Source organism: Marinobacter sp. UBA5687, assembly GCF_002420325.1.
GTDB lineage: Bacteria > Pseudomonadota > Gammaproteobacteria > Pseudomonadales > Oleiphilaceae > Marinobacter > Marinobacter nauticus.
On sequence record NZ_DIHV01000027.1, the window covers coordinates 1 to 18,010 of the forward strand.

At 57.5% G+C, this 18,010-nt stretch carries 16 protein-coding genes and 1 tRNA gene; 11 read left to right on the plus strand and 6 right to left on the minus strand.

What is annotated here, in order from left to right; all coding sequences use genetic code 11:
- Positions 1 to 18 precede the first annotated feature (18 nt).
- From B3Y70_RS02810 to B3Y70_RS02820, 3 genes are all read left to right on the plus strand, one after another.
- A tRNA-Met gene (locus B3Y70_RS02810) sits at positions 19 to 95 on the plus strand.
- A gap of 126 nt (positions 96 to 221) precedes the next feature.
- Positions 222 to 1,448, plus strand: a complete 1,227-nt coding sequence (sstT, locus tag B3Y70_RS02815) for a serine/threonine transporter SstT (RefSeq protein ID WP_222179967.1) — start codon at positions 222 to 224, stop codon at positions 1,446 to 1,448.
- Positions 1,445 to 1,954 carry a shikimate kinase gene (locus B3Y70_RS02820; RefSeq protein WP_273029881.1) on the plus strand — a complete coding sequence of 170 codons (510 nt, stop codon included), beginning with the start codon at positions 1,445 to 1,447 and terminating at the stop codon, positions 1,952 to 1,954. The genes sstT and B3Y70_RS02820 overlap by 4 nt, the downstream gene beginning before the upstream one ends.
- 13 nt (positions 1,955 to 1,967) lie before the next feature.
- Here B3Y70_RS02820 and B3Y70_RS02825 read toward each other — a convergent pair whose 3' ends face one another.
- Positions 1,968 to 2,972 (minus strand): hypothetical protein, encoded by a 1,005-nt coding sequence (locus B3Y70_RS02825; RefSeq protein ID WP_113878958.1) that lies wholly within the window; start codon positions 2,970 to 2,972, stop codon positions 1,968 to 1,970.
- Between the two features lie 205 nt (positions 2,973 to 3,177).
- Here B3Y70_RS02825 and B3Y70_RS02830 point away from each other — a divergent pair, with 205 nt between their 5' ends.
- Both B3Y70_RS02830 and B3Y70_RS02835 read left to right on the plus strand, forming a co-directional pair.
- A complete protein-coding gene (locus tag B3Y70_RS02830; protein ID WP_222179969.1) occupies positions 3,178 to 4,926 on the plus strand; it encodes an autotransporter assembly complex protein TamA in 1,749 nt (582 codons plus the stop codon).
- On the plus strand, positions 4,923 to 8,690 hold the full coding sequence (locus B3Y70_RS02835) for a translocation/assembly module TamB domain-containing protein (RefSeq protein ID WP_222179970.1): 3,768 nt from the start codon (positions 4,923 to 4,925) through the stop codon (positions 8,688 to 8,690). Before B3Y70_RS02830 ends, B3Y70_RS02835 begins: the two co-directional genes overlap by 4 nt.
- A 9-nt stretch (positions 8,691 to 8,699) precedes the next feature.
- Here B3Y70_RS02835 and B3Y70_RS02840 read toward each other — a convergent pair whose 3' ends face one another.
- Genes B3Y70_RS02840 through B3Y70_RS02850 form a run of 3 tightly spaced genes read right to left on the minus strand, consistent with a single transcriptional unit; the run spans position 8,700 to position 11,126 of the window.
- The gene (locus B3Y70_RS02840; RefSeq protein ID WP_228198057.1) at positions 8,700 to 9,383 is read right to left on the minus strand and encodes an SIMPL domain-containing protein; all 684 of its coding nucleotides are present in this window, start codon (positions 9,381 to 9,383) and stop codon (positions 8,700 to 8,702) included.
- Between the two features lie 11 nt (positions 9,384 to 9,394).
- Positions 9,395 to 10,132 carry a gamma-glutamyl-gamma-aminobutyrate hydrolase family protein gene (locus tag B3Y70_RS02845; protein WP_222179971.1) on the minus strand — a complete coding sequence of 246 codons (738 nt, stop codon included), beginning with the start codon at positions 10,130 to 10,132 and terminating at the stop codon, positions 9,395 to 9,397.
- Positions 10,125 to 11,126, minus strand: coding sequence for an amidoligase family protein (locus B3Y70_RS02850; RefSeq protein WP_273029875.1), 1,002 nt, complete (start codon positions 11,124 to 11,126; stop codon positions 10,125 to 10,127). The genes B3Y70_RS02845 and B3Y70_RS02850 overlap by 8 nt, the downstream gene beginning before the upstream one ends.
- A gap of 166 nt (positions 11,127 to 11,292) precedes the next feature.
- Here B3Y70_RS02850 and lexA point away from each other — a divergent pair, with 166 nt between their 5' ends.
- Together lexA and B3Y70_RS02860 are read left to right on the plus strand one after the other, a co-directional pair.
- Positions 11,293 to 11,904 (plus strand): transcriptional repressor LexA, encoded by a 612-nt coding sequence (lexA, locus tag B3Y70_RS02855; protein ID WP_031210455.1) that lies wholly within the window; start codon positions 11,293 to 11,295, stop codon positions 11,902 to 11,904.
- Between the two features lie 39 nt (positions 11,905 to 11,943).
- Positions 11,944 to 12,438, plus strand: coding sequence for a cell division inhibitor SulA (locus tag B3Y70_RS02860; protein WP_121206862.1), 495 nt, complete (start codon positions 11,944 to 11,946; stop codon positions 12,436 to 12,438).
- 7 nt (positions 12,439 to 12,445) lie between these two features.
- On the opposite strand, the gene B3Y70_RS02865 is transcribed toward B3Y70_RS02860, so the two are convergent.
- Together B3Y70_RS02865 and B3Y70_RS02870 are read right to left on the minus strand one after the other, a co-directional pair.
- Positions 12,446 to 12,706 (minus strand): hypothetical protein, encoded by a 261-nt coding sequence (locus B3Y70_RS02865; RefSeq protein ID WP_121206861.1) that lies wholly within the window; start codon positions 12,704 to 12,706, stop codon positions 12,446 to 12,448.
- 57 nt (positions 12,707 to 12,763) lie between these two features.
- Positions 12,764 to 13,246 (minus strand): DUF6586 family protein, encoded by a 483-nt coding sequence (locus B3Y70_RS02870; RefSeq protein ID WP_286714250.1) that lies wholly within the window; start codon positions 13,244 to 13,246, stop codon positions 12,764 to 12,766.
- Positions 13,247 to 13,465: 219 nt separating this feature from the next.
- Between B3Y70_RS02870 and B3Y70_RS02875 the strand changes: the two genes are divergently transcribed.
- From B3Y70_RS02875 to B3Y70_RS02890, 4 genes are all read left to right on the plus strand, one after another.
- On the plus strand, positions 13,466 to 14,824 hold the full coding sequence (locus B3Y70_RS02875) for a DUF1329 domain-containing protein (RefSeq protein ID WP_206851406.1): 1,359 nt from the start codon (positions 13,466 to 13,468) through the stop codon (positions 14,822 to 14,824).
- An 80-nt stretch (positions 14,825 to 14,904) separates the two neighbouring features.
- A complete protein-coding gene (locus tag B3Y70_RS02880; protein ID WP_199452239.1) occupies positions 14,905 to 15,234 on the plus strand; it encodes an SOS cell division inhibitor in 330 nt (109 codons plus the stop codon).
- Positions 15,235 to 15,304: 70 nt separating this feature from the next.
- Complete coding sequence (locus B3Y70_RS02885; protein ID WP_011785475.1) at positions 15,305 to 16,753, plus strand: sigma-54 dependent transcriptional regulator; 1,449 nt, start codon at positions 15,305 to 15,307, stop codon at positions 16,751 to 16,753.
- Between the two features lie 213 nt (positions 16,754 to 16,966).
- Positions 16,967 to 18,010 (plus strand): sensor histidine kinase (locus B3Y70_RS02890; protein ID WP_288589163.1); only part of this gene is annotated, 1,044 nt, incomplete at its 3' end.

Below are 18,010 nucleotides of genomic sequence, written 5' to 3' on the forward strand. Positions count from 1 at the left end.
ATACTGCGACCCCTTTGTTGCGGGGTGGAGCAGTCTGGTAGCTCGTCGGGCTCATAACCCGAAGGTCGTTGGTTCGAATCCAGCTCCCGCTACCAAAAAAGAAAAAGGCAGGTCAGTTACCTTCACTGATCTGCCTTTTTTGCTTTCTGGGCGGCAGATTATTCCCATGGCCATTATTGCCGGGTGATGCCCCTTTCTGACCAAGCAAAAGGAGCCCAAAGATGTCTTCCCGGCGACTTGGCGTTGTACGCCCCCTGCTGCAGATGGGGTTGATACCCCAGATTACCATCGGAATCATTGCCGGCGTTTTGCTGGCCGTGGTCTGGCCTGATACTGCCCAATCGGTTTCTCTGCTTGGCCAACTGTTTATATCCGCCCTGAAAGCGGTTGCGCCGATTCTGGTGTTTGCGCTGGTGACGGCAGCCATTGCCAATCACCAGCAGGGACAGCCAACCCACATTCGTGGGGTGTTGCTGCTCTATGTGATCGGTACGCTGGTAGCGGCGGTGGTAGCCGTGATCGCCAGCTTTGTCTTCCCCACGGAACTCACGCTGGAGCTTCCGGAAGTCAGCGGCAACCCGCCTGGCGGGGTAGTCGAGATCCTGCGCAATCTTCTGCTGAGCGCGGTGACGAATCCGGTCAGCGCCCTGATGGAGGGGAACTTCATTGCTATTCTGGCCTGGGCCGTTGGTCTGGGATTAATGCTGCGCCAGGGCCGTGACGCCACCCGGCAAGTGGTGAACGACCTGTCCGATGCAATTTCCGGCATTGTCCGGGCCGTTATCCGGTTTGCGCCCCTGGGAATCTTCGGGCTGGTTGCCAATACCCTGGCAGATGCCGGCATCGGCGCGCTGCTGGAATACGGTCGCCTTCTGGCGGTCATCGTTGGCTGTATGCTGTTTGTGGCTCTGGTGACCAATCCGTTGATTGTCTTCCTCCACACCCGCCAGAATCCTTACCCCCTGGTATTCGCCTGTTTAAGGGGCAGTGCCATCACCGCCTTTTTTACCCGCAGTTCCGCTGCCAATATCCCGGTTAACCTTAACCTGTGTGACCGGCTGGGGCTGGACCCGGATACTTACGCGATTTCCATCCCGCTCGGTGCCACTATCAATATGGCCGGTGCCGCCATCACCATCTCCGTGATTACCCTGGCGGCTGCGAATACCCTGGGTATTCCGGTGGATTTCCCGACCGCACTGCTGCTTTGTGTGGTTTCGTCTATTGCGGCCTGCGGGGTTTCCGGCGTGGCTGGAGGTTCACTGCTGCTTATTCCGCTGGCGACCAGTCTGTTTGGTATCTCCACGGAAGTGGCCATGCAGGTGGTTGCCATTGGTTTCGTCATCAGCGTGGTTCAGGATTCCACCGAAACCGCATTGAACTCATCAACGGATGTGTTGTTCACCGCGGCGGCCTGTCGTTCAGCCGAGGTTCGTGAATCAGCATGACCACCGGGCGCAGAAATCTGGTGTTTATCGGCATGCCCGGCAGCGGCAAAAGCACCGTCGGAGTGTTGGTGGCAAAACGCCTGGGCCTGGGGTTTATCGATACCGATCTGCTGATCCAGGAGCAGGCCGGGCGAACGCTGCAGGAGATCGTTGATCAGGAAGGCTATCTGGCCCTGCGCCGGATTGAAGAGCAGGTACTGCTGGCACTTGAGGTTGAAGGTCAGGTCATCAGCACCGGTGGTAGTGCGGTGTACAGTGAGGCCGCGATGACACACCTGAGGCAGAAGGGTACCGTAGTGTTTCTCGATATCTCTCTGGATGAGGTACGCAGACGTATCGGCAATTACAGTCTCCGCGGTATCTCCCGTCGGCCCGACCAGTCTCTGGAAGCGTTATTTGAAGAGCGTTTCGCCCTTTATACCCGCTACGCGGACCTGACCATCAAGGGCCATGGGCTGAACCTGGAACAGGCCTGTCAGGCGGTCATCGATGGGTTGCCACAGTAAAGAGCAATTCCTGTCAGGGCAGATTCTCGCGCCAGTGTTTGACCCGGACCTGGTCCTTGATGGCGTCGACCACCTCCAGTATCAGGTTGATTAGCGCTTCGTTTTCGGCCTCTTCCTGTTGTTGGCCAGGTTCGGGCAGGAATACGTTGACGATATCTTCAATAAACGCATGGTTAGAAGTGGAGGCCAGGTCTTCGAGAATCTGGTGAATCACATTGGCGACAATATCACCCACCGCATTCTCCAGCGTATCCTGGATGGTTGGCCCCACCACTGGCAGGTATTTCAATCGGGATAGCTCCAGATTCTGCTTCAAGGCCTGGTCTACCCGGTTTTCCAGGTAGGCCCTCAATGCGCCGCGATTTGGTACGTAACCCTCCTTGGCTGCCACTGCCACCCGCTCTGAAATCCAGTCTGACAACATTTCCCGCCGCGGATAAAGAATATCCTGCTGGATACGCTCAAACAGAGGCGAGCCCCGTCGAACTTCTTCCTGAACACCGCTGAGTACTTTCAGGACAATCCGGTCAGACAACTCCTCCATGAATGCTTCGTAGTAGAAATTAACGAACCGGAACAGCCGGGTGTTGGTGAAATCGATGATCTTGTACTGATGCAGCCGGTAGATAATAGAGATCACCCTCAGGATTCTCAGAAACCGGAGGCTGCCAACCGGAATGCAGCCCACCAGATCGTACCAATGGATGAACGGATAGAAGTACCAGCGGTCATAGACTTTTGCCCTGATTGAATAACCCCAGCGCAGTACAAATTCGCTCAGGAAAATGGCCACGAAGATCAGGTCGTAGAAGATGAAGCGTTCATGAATGGGGTGGTAGGCAGATTGCAGTGCCGGCGCGTAGTCTTTGAGGAGATTCTGCACAGCCACAAAGTTGTAGATGGAATCCCAGATGATGAACGAAAGGTTGATGATCAACAGGCCAAGCATCAGAAAGTCGATCAGGAACCAGATCAACTGATGACTGGATTTCAGGTTTTCGCGGTTTACATGAAGCATCCGTAGGACCTGTCTATGGCTCTATAAGTGTCTGACAGGTTAGCCTATTTCTGGAACAGGTACGAGGCTGACGGTGGCAACAGCAATGGCGTTATGCTGCTAATCTTAATACGGCGGGCATGGATAGCGCCCCAGTCTTGCGGGTAAACTCTCGCCCCTGTGACAGGGAACACTCACTTTATCTGGTCAGGGCAGCCATCCTTTGATGCGGTTATTCGGGACTCACATTCAAGCAGCGATCAGGCCGGTGATATGGTTGCTGTTATGGCAGGCGAGCTCGGGATTTGCCAACCAGGTTCGGGTAGAGGTCGAGGGGGATTACGACCAGTTGCAGGAGAACGCGGAAATCCTGCTGGGTGAGGTACAGGACAGAACCGCTGACGGATTGCGGCGTTACGCCTCCAGCGCCGCCGCCCAGGTGGAAGAAGCGGTCCGGGCCCTCGGATACTACAATCCGACCATACGCTGGCAAGTGAATGAACAGGATGAAGCGCCAGCGGAGCTGGTGCTGACCATCGTTCCCGGCGAGCCGGTGCGCGTGCGATCCCGGCAGGTGGATATCCAGGGGCCCGGGGCCGACGATCCGGACCTGGTGCAAAGCCTCCCGGAGCGTCCCCGGGAAGGTGATATTCTGAATCATGGTGAATATGACGGTTTGCGGCAGGCGATCCAGAACCGGGCAGGGCGCCTGGGCTACTTTGACGGCGAGTATGAGACCCGAAAGCTGAAGGTCGACCCGGACGCCAACGCCGCGGATATCCTGCTTACCTATCGCACCGGTGAACGCTACCAACTGGGTGAAGTCACCTTTCTGGAAGGCCATGGTTTTGATGAGCAGTTGCTGCGGCAATTTGTAACCACAGAGCCGGGCGAGCCGTTTCATGCAGACAAGGTGGCCCGGTTGAACCGGGATCTCTCCAACAGCGGCTATTTTTCTGGCGTCGACATTGATGCCTCTCCTTCCCAGGCAGAGGATCGTGTTATTCCAGTGACAATCGGTCTCACTCCCAGGCCTCCCAGATCGGTGTCTGCGGGCGTCGGGTTCTCGACCGATGTGGGGCCGCGTTTCCGCGGCAACTGGCGTGAGCACTATATTAACTCCATGGGGCACAAGAGAGGGGCAGATACCGAGCTCTCTGAACTGCGCCAGAGTGTCAGTGGTTGGTACGAACTGCCTCTTGACCCGCCCATGACCGATTCCATCCGCCTGGGCACCGGGTATCAGCGGGAACATGTGGAAGACGTTGAGTCCGAACGCCTGACCTTCGGTCAGCAATGGAACCATCAACTGGACAACGGTTGGATGCAGGTGTTGTCGATGCGCTGGGAAGGCGAGCGCTTTCGCATTGGTGACGGTGAGCGAGGAACCTCCAGCCTGCTTCTGCCGGGTGTGAGCTATTCAAAGCTGCAGGCGGATTCGCCACTGGATCCGTCCCGGGGATTCCGTTTACAGCTGGATGTTACCGGGGCCCACCGGGCTGTGCTTTCAGATGCGGATATTCTGCATGTCAATCTGCTTGCCAAGGGTCTGTACACCTTGGCTGACAACCATCGTTTTCTTGCCCGATTCAACTTTGGCGGTGTTGCCACCAATAATTTTTCCGATGTGCCGCCCTCTCTGCGGTTCTTTGCCGGTGGTGACCAAAGCGTACGAGGGTATGGTTATGAGACGCTTTCACCGGAGGACAGCGATGGTGTGGCCGTTGGCGGTCGATATCTCATTGTGGGGAGTGCTGAGTACCAGTATGAGTTTGCCAGGAACTGGCGTGTGGCCGCCTTTGTGGATGAGGGTAATGCCGTGAACGATGTCTTTGATCCGCTGGCGACCGGTGTTGGGGTGGGGATTCGTTGGGTCAGCCCCGTGGGACCGCTTCGCCTGGATGTTGCCAGGGGTTTGAATGAGGAGCTTGGCGGTGGCTGGCGGATTCACTTTTCCATGGGGCCGGAACTGTGACCGAGGCGCAATCCAGAAATACACAGGCCCCGGATGCCGAACCGGAAACCCGAAAATCCCGGCATTGGTGGTTCTGGCCGCTGGTTATTGTCCTGGTACTGCTGCTGGTGCCCCTGTTGCTGGTGGTTGCAGTTCTGCTGGCCCTGCGCAGTGAGACGGGAACCGCCTGGGTCATTGAACAGGTACCAGGCCTGCGGACGGACGCTGCCGAGGGCTCGATGCTGGGGCAGTGGCGGGCCGATGGCCTGGTCTGGCAGGGCTATGGTGTTGGCGTGCAGGTGAGCGAACCGGAAATTGACTGGTCACCGTCGTGCCTTCTTGAGCTGACGGTATGTCTGGACACGCTCAAGGCGGCCAGTATCGCGGTTACTGTGCAGGAATCCCCCGACCAGGCTGATCAGCCACGAGGTGATATCCAGTTGCCTTCAGTCAATCTGCCCCTGGGTGTGAATATCCGTGAAGTCCGGCTCGGGGCACTGACGGTAAATGACAACCTGGTCTGGAATCGGGTCGAGCTGGATTCCCGGGCGTCGGGTGCCACCCTGAACATTGACCACCTTCTGTATGAACGCGGTGATATTCTGGTGACCGCCAATGGCCGAGCCGAGATGCGTCGGGACTGGCCATTGACTCTTTCAGTCAACGTGACCTTGCCACCACCGAGCGGAGACGACTGGCAGATTGCCCTGGATCTGTCCGGCAGCGCCCGGGATCTTCGTTTGGCAGGCGCCAGCAGCGGCTACCTCGATGCCCGCCTTGAGGGGGAATTGGATCCGCTTGATGTCGATCTGCCGGCTACCCTGAAGCTTCAGTCGCCGGAATTTTGGCCGCACAGCGCCGTGCCTGAAACCCTGACGCTGGGCCAATGGCGGCTGGAACTCGATGGTAGCCTGGCTCGGGGCTTCGATACCCGAACCCGGGCGATGCTCCCGGCGTCCACCGGGCCAGTGGAGGCGTCAGTTCAGGGTCTGGTGACCCTCCAAGGCGCTTCCGGCGTCGAGGTTACGATGATCGCGCGGGATCGGGAGGGCAATTTCGATGGCCGCTTCGGTGCGAGCGGCAAGGTATCCTGGCGTGACGGTATTGATGCCAGCGCAGACATAACCCTGGAGGAGTTTCCCTGGTACGGCCTGATTCCGGGCCTGGAGCCGCCACCGGTTGTGCTGAAACGTCTGGATGGCCAGGTTCAGTATGGTAATGGTCGTTATCAGGCAGCGCTGGATGCTTCAGTGGCGGGGCCCCTGGGTGAAGCCGAACTGACATCCCGGCTGATAGGGGATCTGCAATCGGTGAGCCTTAGCCAGCTGGACATGACCACCGGTGCCGGCGCGCTTTCCGGACAGGCAGAACTGGTGTTTTCCGGGCCGCTGAGCTGGGAGGCGCAGTTTGAGCTCGATCGATTCAATCCGGGCTTTTGGGTGCCGCAACTGGAAGCGCGTTTGAATGGAACGGCGGCTACCCGAGGCCAGTTGCGGGAGGGGGCGCTGCCCGAATTATTCGCAGATCTGGATCTCAGCGGCCAATGGCGGCAGCAGCCGGCACAGGCAAAAGGAACCTTGTCCACCCAGGGGCGAGACTGGGTTGTGCAAAACTTCAACCTGTCCGTCGGGGATAACCGGCTTGAGGGCAGTGGACGGTATGGCGAATCTCTGGCGGGCGACCTGCGCTTTGATCTTGCCGCACCGCAACAACTGTTGGCTGGTCTGGGTGGGGAGGCTGCCGGACGGCTTCGGCTGGCTGGCTCGCCGGAAGCTCCGGAAGCTGAGCTCTCACTGACGGCGGGCAATCTGGCCTGGCAGGATCAATTCCTGGTTACCGAGGCGCAGCTTGAGGCGGGACTTGATAGTGACGGGGTGCTGGACCTTGATCTGTCGGGCACTGAGCTGCGTCTCGCTGGCCAGGAACTCGACAAGGTTGTAGCGTCCCTCGGCGGCACCCGGGAGCGCCACACCCTGGCATTGCAAGTCGATCATCCTGAAGCTTCGGTTGAGCTGGAATTCGCGGGCGGGCTGGGAGAGAAACTACCGGATTGGCGCGGACAGCTGACCCGGGGCCGGATTTCCGTACCAGAGCCCGGGCAGATCTGGCAGCTGGATAGGAGAGCGGATCTCACCTACGTGGCCGGGGCTCTTGAACTTGGCAGTCACTGCTGGCGCTGGCAGCAAAGCTCGGTCTGTGCGGCTGACCAGAGACTGTGGCCAGACTCCCGCATTGCTTATGAACTGCGAGGTTTCCCGGCCAGTGCATTGGCGCCGTTGTTTCCAGAGACATTCCGGTGGCAATCGACTATAGACGCCGACATTGCCGTAACTCTCACGGATGCGGGTCCCGATGGCACTATCCGGATTGATGCCGGCGCTGGCGAGTTCGGGGTTCTGGTGCTGGACGACTGGCAGCCCATCACTCATGACCAGCTAGTGGTTGAGGCTAATCTTAAACCGGATGAGGCCAATGTCAGCCTGGATTTCAGCGGCCCGGAACTTGGCCAGTTTGATCTGGATCTTGCTGTGGATCCTCTGGCCAGTGACCGCACGGTTGATGGTGAATTCCGGCTCCAGGCCCTTAATCTTGCTTTCCTCTCGGCTTTTACCGGTATTGAAGATATTCAGGGGCGGGTTAATGGCAGTGGTCGTTTGAGCGGTCCCTTGATGAAGCCTGACGTCACCGGCGAGCTGGTGCTTAGTGAAGGGCGAGTGTTTGATCCTGGCCTTCCCCTGCCACTGGAGGAATTGCTTGTAGTGCTTGAGTTCCGGGGGCAGTCGGCCGATATCAGCGGGCGCTGGAAAAGCAATGATCGCAGTAAGGGCGAGGTCTCCGGGAGCTTGGAGTGGGCACAGTCGCCGCAGGTCGCGATCAACCTGAAAGGCGAACGGCTGCCGGTGACGCTGGAACCTTATGCCCGGTTGGAGGTGGCGCCGGATCTGGATATTGCCTTCAAATCTGGAGAGCTGTCGGTCTCCGGCCGCGTTGAGGTGCCCAGAGGCGAAATCGAAGTCCAGAGCGTCCCCCCATCGGCGGTGTCGGTTTCCGAGGATGAAGTCATCGTGGGTGTTGAACGGGAAGAACCTGCCATTCGGTCCATGCTGATGGATGTGACTGTGGTGGTCGGTGAGGATGAGGTGTCGTTTGCCGCGTTTGGTGTCACCGGCAACCTCGAAGGCACGTTGCGCATTGGCAACAATATGGATACGCGGGGTGCGCTGCAGTTAGTGAATGGTCGCTATGAAGCCTTTGGCCAGGAACTGGACCTGCGCCGGGCACGGATTCTCTTTGTAGGTGCGCTGACCCGACCGTATTTGGACATTGAGGCAGTCCGTGAAGTTGATACGGTGGTCGCCGGGATCCGGTTGTCCGGCCCAGTGGATGAGCCGGAAACGGAAGTGTTCTCGGAACCGTCGATGCCGCAGAGTGATGCCTTGTCGTACGTTATTCTTGGTCGTCCGCCCCGGGGCCAGGGGGATGAGGGGCAGATGAGCCGGGCTGCGTTGTCACTGGGTCTTACCCAGGCCAGCAAGATCACACAAGGTATTGGAAACGAGCTGGGTATCCGTAACCTGACATTGGAGGCGGAGGGTTCAGGGGAGCAGGCCTCCGTGGTGGCGAGCGGCTATATCACAGACGAACTAAGCCTCCGTTATGGTGTTGGCATATTTGAACCCATTACCACGGTAGCCCTGCGCTACGATTTGGGCCGCTACTTCTATCTGGAGGCCGCCAGTGGTCTGGCGGCCTCACTGGATATTTTCTATACACGGAACTTCTGAGTGGCCAGGTCAGTCCAGCTCGAAGGTGGCGCTGACGGTGGCCTGGATTTCCCTGGGGCCCACGCTTGAAACGGCGTCACCGACCATTTTCGATTCCGCTTGCATCATCGGTACCGGACGATGGCCGCCGTTCACATTCAGACTGACCACTTCGCCACAACGTTGCTCGAGTTGCTTGGCGACAAACTCGCAGCGGCTTCTGGCATCGGCGATGGCCCTTGCCAGAGCTTCGCGTTCCAGCCCCTGCTCGTCTGAGTGGAAAAACTGGTGGCTGCCAAGATGATATTGCAGCCCCAGCTTGTTGGCTTCACCAATCAACGGATTCAGCAGATCCAGATCGTTGATCGAGAAGCTGACGGTCTGGCTTGCCACCGATACTCGCTTGGGATCCTGGCCTTGTTCCCGTACAGGAAGCATGCGAGTGTAAACACTGAGATCGGCATCAGAATAGTCGTCCAGCTCATTACGATAGGCCGCAATGGCCTGGCGCCATTCGTCCATGGTGTCGGACACCTGTTCAGAGGCCTTTGCGGCATCCGGGTGCTCGGCCGTGACTGAGAACTGCAGTCTGGCGCTGTCTGGTTCGTAACGAACAATACCTTCGCCATTCAGGCTCACTTCTCCGGCACTGGCTGCCGCGGGTATCACGGTGACGGCGGCGGCGAGCGCAAGTGGCAGTCGACGTTTGATCATGGTCATTCTCCTTATGAGTGGAACTCCGGGCCTTCCCGGTTATCCAGTCGTTCCAGTTTCCGGGCCCGGGCGGCGTGCACAAAGTGGCTGAAGATGCGACGGTGCCCGGTGTGGTAAAGCAGGTATTCGGGGTGCCATTGCACTCCCATCAACCATTGTCGGCCGGTGTTTTCGATGGCCTGCACAAACAGGTCGTTGTCCACGGCCGTCACTCTGAGATTCTGTCCAAGGCGCTTGATGGCCTGGCTGTGAATGCGGTTGGCGCCAATCACGTGGCTGTACATCAGGCCTCCCAGACGGCTGTCCCGGACCAGGCGAACCGTTTGGAGGGGTAATAACAAAGGTCGATGTCGGGTATGTACCCGCAACGGGGTAACGTTCTGGCACAGGGACCCGCCGTGAAAGACGTTGATAAACTGTGCACCGCGGCAGATACCCAGCACCGGAATGTTAATCGCCTCCGCCTGGCGGAGAAGCTCGGTGTCGGTAGCATCCCGTTTCAGGTCATACCTGGCCGTCACTTGGGGTTGTTGACCATAGCGGCCCGGATGCACGTGGGTGCCGCCCGAGAGAACCAGCCCGTCCAGTAGTTCGACGTTGGTTCGGTCGCCCGGGCGGATGTAGTGTGTTCTGGCGCCATGCAGGCGCAGGCCCAGGCTGATCAGCCGATGGGCCATACTTCGTCGGGCCGGGCCGCTGATGCCGATGGTGAGACCGGGGATGTCCGTTTCGTTTTCCCAGTCAGACATAACCGTGCTGATGCAGCCATTCATCGGTGGACTCACGCCAGGAGCGGGTGAGATTGCGGAAGCTGAACTTCCGGGATTCGTGGAATTCGCCCCGCAGGGCATCAAGATCCTGACGGTTGTTGGCAAGCTGTTCCAGCACTACCCAATCGTTCCACACTGTGGAGAAGTGCCAATTGGGATTGTCGATATCACAATCCGGCAGCCGGTAGTGCAGAGTAGGACGACTTTTGATCCTGGGGTCCTGAACGTATTCGGACAACAGCGATTCGTTCAGATGAGCGAACAGTGGCAGAAGATCCAACGCCTTGTTCCGGGTAGGATTGTAGTGCAGATAGTCCCTCATCAGTGTGTCCAGGTCAGGACGGTAATCGTCCGCCATCAGCTTGTCTGTGTAGCGGCTGCTCCAGGGCTCGATGTAGGTGGTGAACTTCCGGCTGATATCCAGCTGATGCCGGGACTTGAGCCAGTCATACAGCAGTGCGAACGCCTGCAGATAACGTACCAGGGTCTCGGGTTCAAGATCGGGCAGTTCCGGGTTAAGTTGAAGCCCGAACGCAAAGTAGATGGCCTCCCGGCTGCCTTCAGCACCCAGGTCTCGCAGCTCGTCTACCAGATTCTCGATCATGCCCAGAGCCGACATTGCGAGCGGTGGTCCCACAATCTCTAATGGCACAATCTTCTCGGCGGCAAAATCAATGACGTCCATGGCGTGGTTGCCGAGTTCCCGAATGGATTCCGGGAGCCGCTCGTCGGCAAGATCCAGGTCTTTGATAGGATCAGAGTCCAGCTCAATGGTGAAAGCCCCGGCGTCCGTATCCAGTCGGGTGACATAACGGGATGTCAGCTCCGGCTCTCCCCCAAGCAGTCGGGCAGCATGCTGGACCAGGGCCTCGTAGGTCAGGCCGGACAGTTCAATCTCAACCCCGACTTTTCGTTCCTGGCCGTCCCGGTTTGTCGTTTGTTCCGGCATCTTGCAGCGGTCGTGTACGGTCATGGTTGTGTGTGGCTTCCCTGTGTCTGGTTTGCGTCACCATAACATACAGGCTGTTGGTCGCCCGTTACAGGAAGGAAACGAAACGGAGAGGGCTTTACACTGGATAAAACACTGTATATAGTCAGTTCACTGTATAAAAAAACAGGATCGAAATTCCGGAGCCCGACTGATGAAACTGACTGCAAGACAATCCCAGGTGCTGGACATTATCCGACGTTACGTGGATGAAACCGGCTACCCGCCCACCAGGGCTGAAATTGCCGCAGAGCTGGGATTCCGTTCCGCCAACGCGGCGGAAGAACATTTGAGGGCTCTGGCAAGGAAAGGCGCCATCGAGATGGTCCCGGGAGCCAGCCGGGGCATTCGCCTGCCGGAGGCCGAAGAAGATCTGGGCCTCCCTGTCATCGGGCAGGTTGCCGCCGGTAGCCCGATTCTGGCGCAGGAACATATTGAAGATCACTGCACGCTGCAGCCGGGCTTCTTCTCTCCTTCAGCAGATTACCTTTTGCGGGTACGGGGGATGAGCATGAAAGACATCGGGATTCTGGATGGTGATTTACTGGCGGTGCACAGTACCCAGGATGTCCATAACGGTCAGATCGTTGTCGCTCGTGTCGGAGAGGAGGTCACCGTCAAGCGTTTCCGCAGGGAAGGCAACAAGGTCTGGCTGATTGCAGAGAATGAGGAGTTTGCTCCGATTGAGGTCGATCTTGCGGAGCAGGAATTGTTTATTGAAGGTCTCGGCGTAGGCGTTATCCGCCGCTCCGATCTTCACTGAATACCGTATTCGGCAGCGCATGGCGCAGGTAGGTGAGTAATGGAACAGTTGAGCTTCACTCAGAACATGGCATTTCAGCCGGCAGCTGTTGTTGCGGCTGGCGCGGTTTCCTCTGGCCAAAGGGCACCGGCGGCCCGGGTAGCAGCGTCCGGTTCGGAGCGACGTTCAGCGTCTGGCTTCGGTGGCAATGTTACCGAGATTATTCTTCCGGAGGAGCAGGTGGAGAATTTCCAGTTGCTGCTGCCAATGCTCACACAACTCAACCAGGAGAAACGTTGGCTGGCGTGGATTGATCCTCCCCAGTCCCTGGTGGCCAAGTGGCAGAAAATGCACGGCATTGTGGCCAGTGAGATTCTGGTGTTGCGGTCAACGACAGAATTCCCAGCACAAGAGCTGGCTGAGCGGGCGCTGGGCGCAGGCACCTGCCATGCCGTTGTGCTCTGGACTCACAAGCTAGGCCGTGCGGCGCTGGAAGCGTTGCAAAAGGCATCTGCCAAGGGTAATAGCCACGGTGTGGTGTTGCGCCAGAGATAACGGGTGCTCAATGCAAGGTGTAGTGGGGCTGATTGTCGGCGAACTCGCTTTCGTCCTCTTCCCAGTCAATGTCGTGGCTGATGTTGCCAGCGGCCTCGATGCCAGCGGCAATCATCGCCTTGGCGACGTTCATGTCCCGGTCTTCCAGCATTTCTCTGGCCTCATCAGAGAATGAGATGCGCACAAGTGGAGCTGCATCGTCATCAATCCGGCGAAGCGCGTAGTCGCCGTCGGCGAGTTGTACAATTTCAAAAAACGAAGGTGACATTCATTCAACCTATATCTGCTGTCAGCGTATGTTAATGGATTGGCTCCGGCAGGCGGATTACCACTCGCTGTGTTGCTCGTCTATCTCTCTGGTCAATACGGTCATGGCAGCCAGTATCTTGTTCAGAGCCTGAACGGACCGATCTGGCCCCTGATCCGCCGAAACCGCAATGATGTTTTCTTCCGTCACGGTTTTCCGTATCTTGGGCGGTTCTCCAGCTGCAGTCTCCAACTGATTCAGCTGTTGCCACCAGCTGCCTGGTGTTTCAGCCAGTTCCTTCAACATCCCGCCTTCCGCAATCGCATAGGGAAACAGCGCCTCCAGCTCGTCGATGGAGGCCGGTCTGTCGACTTTGTTCTGGTGGCATCGGGTAATCATTACCAGCAGGAGTTCTCGAGCCCGCAGCAATAACTCAATGGCACCTTGCAGTTGGGCTTCTCGTTCTGGCGCAGTCGCTGCTTCGTCTTGCTCAACCCGGATTAGTAACGTTTTGGCCAGAAACAGCTTTTGCGAAACCAGAGAATGCCATTGAGATGCCATGAGGAAACCTGCGAACGAAAAATCAGAGAAACAGGGCCGGTAAAACTTTGGGAGTTTATCATTTTTGGCTGTTTATTTCTCGTTCTATCCGCTTTGTGGAAATGCTCTTGTCACAAGAAACTACAAACAACCACTTGAAACGGGCGTTTGAAACTGGCAAAAAGAGCGTCAGATTGGGTGAGTATTGACCACTCATGTGACTCACGCTGGAGGTTGAGGATGCGAAACCGATTTATTGCTGCCATCGCAGTTGCTGTTATGGGGGCGTCCAGTCCGCTGCTGGCAAAGGTAACACAGGCGGAAGCCGCGCGCCTGAATAATGAGCTGACACCGGTTGGTGCTGAGCGCGCGGGCAACGCAGCGGGCACCATTCCAGCCTGGGATGGCGGGCTTGCCACGCCACCGGCGAATTGGCGCGAGGGGTCTGTAGAAACCAATCCGTTCCCTGGCGATGACGCCCTGTATGTGGTGACGGGTGATAACCTTGATCTTTACCGGGACAAGTTGTCGGACGGCCACATCCGGATGCTGGAGCAATATGGCCCGGCATTTTTCATGCCGGTGTATGAAACCCGTCGGACAGCGGCGTTTCCCGAACATGTATACGAGAAGTTCCGTCAGAATGCCCTGACCGCCGAGCTTTTGGATAATGGTAACGGGGTAAGAGACACCATCATGACCAGCCCGTTCCCCATTCCGAAGAATGGTCTGGAGGCGATCTGGAACCACATTCTCCGGTATCGCGGTGAGGAGGTGTCCTTCCGAAGTGCTTCAGCCACTCCTCAGGAAGACGGTTCTTTCAACCCGGTGGTCAACCACTACGATTATTTTTTCGCGTACAGTCAGGTAGGCGCGGATCTTGCCGATATCGACAACAAGATCTTCTACCTGAAAACCGAGACGATCGCTCCGACCACGCTGGCGGGCACCATCACCCTGGTGCACGAGACTCTGGACCAGGTTCGTTCACCTCGCCTTGCATGGCGTTATGATGCGGGTTCCCGACGCCTGCGCCGGTCTCCGAACCTGGCCTACGAGACAGACCTGCCGAATTCGTCCTCTCTGCGTTCGGTTGACCAGAAAGATATGTATAACGGTGCTCCAAACCAGTATGACTGGGAACTCAAAGGTAAACGGGAGCTGCTGGTTCCCTACAACGGATACAAGCTTCACGATTCCAGTGTTCGCCCTGAGGATGTCATCCGCCCCAACCACATCAACCAGAGTCTTGCTCGCTATGAGCTGCATCGGGTGTGGGTGGTAGAGGCCAAGCGTCGTACCGGTATCGGCCATATTTACGAGCGCCGTGTGTTCTACATTGACGAAGATAGCTGGCAGATTCTGGTCTCTGAGGAGTACAACGAGAAAGGCGAGCTATGGCGCGTTTCCGAGGCTCACAATATCAGCTACTACAGCGAGCCGGTCTTCTGGACCACCATGGAAATGACGTATGATCTGAAGGCAAATCGTTATTACATTGATGGTCTGGACAATGGTTACCCCGCCTATGATTTCGCGCCGGGGTATCGTGGTAACGAGTTTACCGCCTCTGCGGCCCGTCGCGCTGCACGGCGTTAACCGTCCGCTTGCGGGGCGCCATCGTTTCCGGTGGCGCCCTTTCGTTGGCCAGTCTGTCCCGCAGACCCCGGAGATTGCCAATGGCCAACCCTGAAAACCTCCTTTCCGATCTGGATCAGCTTCAAAACGAATTAACCCTGGCCCTGGACAACCAGGATTGGGAACGCTTGGGCCAGCTTAATGCCCGGGTTCGACCGACGGTGGAACCGTTGATGGCTGAGCTCGAGCAGGGTCGCCTTGATGCCACACTGGTGCGAGAGCGACTGGAAGCGCTGAATCGTTTTGTGGCCGAGGCCGATGCCGCCGCTGTGAAGGCCCGCGACGAGGCGAAAGCCTCATTGAAGGGGGTCAGCCAGAACCGTAACGCCGCCAAAACCTATCAGAACGTCTCCTCGAATCGTCAAAGATAGCGTCATAAAATTGACTCGGGCCGGCATACGGTCTTAAATACCGCACAAATCCATGAAGAGATTCCTGTGAATGTCCAAAAATAACAAAGTGCTGGTGCTGAGTGAGGATGAAACCAGGCGGCGAGATCTGGTCACCATTCTGGAGTTTGTCGGTGAAGAGCAGGTGATTTCCGGCGACGAGGCTTTGGCGCTTTTGGCGAGTGACGATGATCAGGCCTGGGATAGTGTTTCAGTGGCGGTCGTCAACGGCACCGAATCCGGCGCCTGTTCCGCCATAGAGCAGGTGTGCCGGGCCATGACCGGTGTACCAGTGTTGCTGGTTGGCGACCCTGAGCTCAAGGGTTTGTCAGAGGACGATGCGGCACGAGTGATTGCGCGGATGGAATGGCCGCTGAACTACACCAAGTTCGTGGATTCCCTGTACCGCGCACAGATCTATCGGGACCAGTTCAGCCGCAACCAGCAGCGCGGCCAGCAGCGTGGTGTGCAGCTGTTCCGCAGCCTTGTGGGAACCAGTCGTAAAGTCCAGCAAGTGCGCCAGTTGATGGAGCAGGTGGCCGACAAGGATGTGAGCGTGCTGATTACCGGAGAGTCCGGTACTGGGAAGGAAGTGGTTGCTCGCAATCTGCATTACCATTCTTCCCGCCGCGATAAGCCCTTTGTGCCGGTGAACTGTGGTGCCATTCCGGCAGAGCTGCTGGAAAGCGAGCTCTTTGGCCATGAGAAAGGCGCGTTTACCGGCGCCATTACGGCGAGGGTAGGGCGCTTTGAGATGGCGGAAGGCGGCACCTTGTTCCTGGATGAAATTGGCGATATGCCCCTGAACATGCAGGTGAAGATACTGCGGGTTCTGCAAGAGCGCACCTTTGAAAAAGTGGGCAGTAACCGCACCCAGACCGCTGACGTACGGGTGATTGCGGCGACCCACAAGCATCTTGAGGACATGATTGAATCTGGTGATTTCCGGGAGGATCTGTACTACCGGCTGAACGTGTTCCCCATCGAAATGCCGGCACTCCGGGAGCGAGTCGAAGACATTCCACTGTTGATCAACGAGCTGATTTCCCGGATGGAGAAAGAGAAGCGTGGTTCATTGCGGATGAACTCGGCGGCCATCATGAGCCTGTGTCGTCATGATTGGCCGGGCAATGTCCGTGAGCTGGCTAACCTGGTGGAGCGTCTTGCCATCATGCATCCCTATGGCGTGATCGGAGTGCAGGAATTGCCGAAGAAGTTCCGCTATGTGGATGATTATGACGAGAATCGCCCGGTAGAGGATTCCGGTATGCCCTCTTCCATACCAGGCCTGGTGGGGCTGGATGCGCCAGCGTTGCTGCCGGTGAACGGCATTGATCTGAAGGATTATCTCTCCAATCTTGAAAAGCAGTTGATTCAGCAGGCTCTTGATGAAGCCAGCGGCGTAGTCGCCCGCGCTGCCGAGAAGCTGCGGATACGGCGCACTACGCTGGTGGAGAAAGTGCGAAAGTATGGTCTGAGGGACGACTCAGAAGAAGCCTGATGACACCGGGGTGGCCGTTAAAAGGTGGCGTCAAAGGTTTGTAACCTGCGACGCCATTGTTGTTTCTGGCCGACGGTAATTCGTCACCCCGGGTATCGTTGGTTTCGTTACTATTTGAAAATAAACAATAAATGCTAATTGGCACGCTGTTAGCTTTAACCTTTCCGAACAAAAGTATTGATGGCCCCGCCGGGCCTGTCAGGGGGAAAGGTTATGAGCCACGCACATGTCGTTATGGAGTCCCGCCACCAGCCGGATGCCAACGCTGCGGCTGATGTCAACGACAAGGTGACAGCACTGTTTCCGCAGCAGGACGATGAGGCTGTAGATTCTGCGCTGGAACTGTTCAATCGCATGTCTCGGCAGATTACCGATTCCTATCGCACACTCGAGTCTCGGGTGAACCAGCTGTCGGGTGAGCTGTCTTATGAATCGCGGCAGCGCCAGCAGGAGCTGGAGCAGAAAGAGCAGCTGGCAGATCGCCTGTCTACCTTGCTCAATGCCCTGCCTGCGGGTGTGGTGGTGCTGGACAAGCATGGCACTGTCAGCCAGAGCAACCCGGCCGCCATTGCCTTGCTCGGCGAGCCGCTTGAGGGCGAGCGCTGGATTGACGTTATCCGCCGCTGTTTCGCGCCCCGTAACGACGATGGCCATGAGGTGTCCCTGAAGGATGGTCGCCGGGTCAGCATTGAGATCCGTACCATGGAGAATCAGCCGGGTCAGTTGATCCTGCTGACCGATCTGACTGAAACGCGGCAGCTCCAGTCGCAACTGGCTCATGCCCAGCGCCTCTCTGCCATGGGTAAGATGGTTGCGTCCCTGGCCCACCAGATTCGCACACCGCTGTCTGCTGCCATTCTCTATGGTGGCCATCTGAGCCAGCCGGATCTCGATGAGGAGCTACGTCAACGTTGCGCTTCCCGGCTGATGTCCCGCCTGACCCATCTGGAACAGCAGGTTCGTGACATGTTGATCTTCGCCCGCGGTGAAACCCGACTGGCGGAAGAGCTGGATTCGTCGCGCCTGGTGGAAGCGCTCGAGTCTGCTGTTGATGGACTCAAGCTTGCGCCAGGTGTGCAGGTGACCCTGGACAACCAGGTGCAGACGCCTTGCCGGCTGATGTGCAATCGCGATGCCCTGGTCGGCGCCTGTACCAATCTTGTGAATAACAGTCTGGAGGCAGGGGCAGCCGATGTTTCAATCGTCGTTTCCGCTACCTCTGGCCGCCTGGAAATCCGGGTTTCCGATAATGGGCCC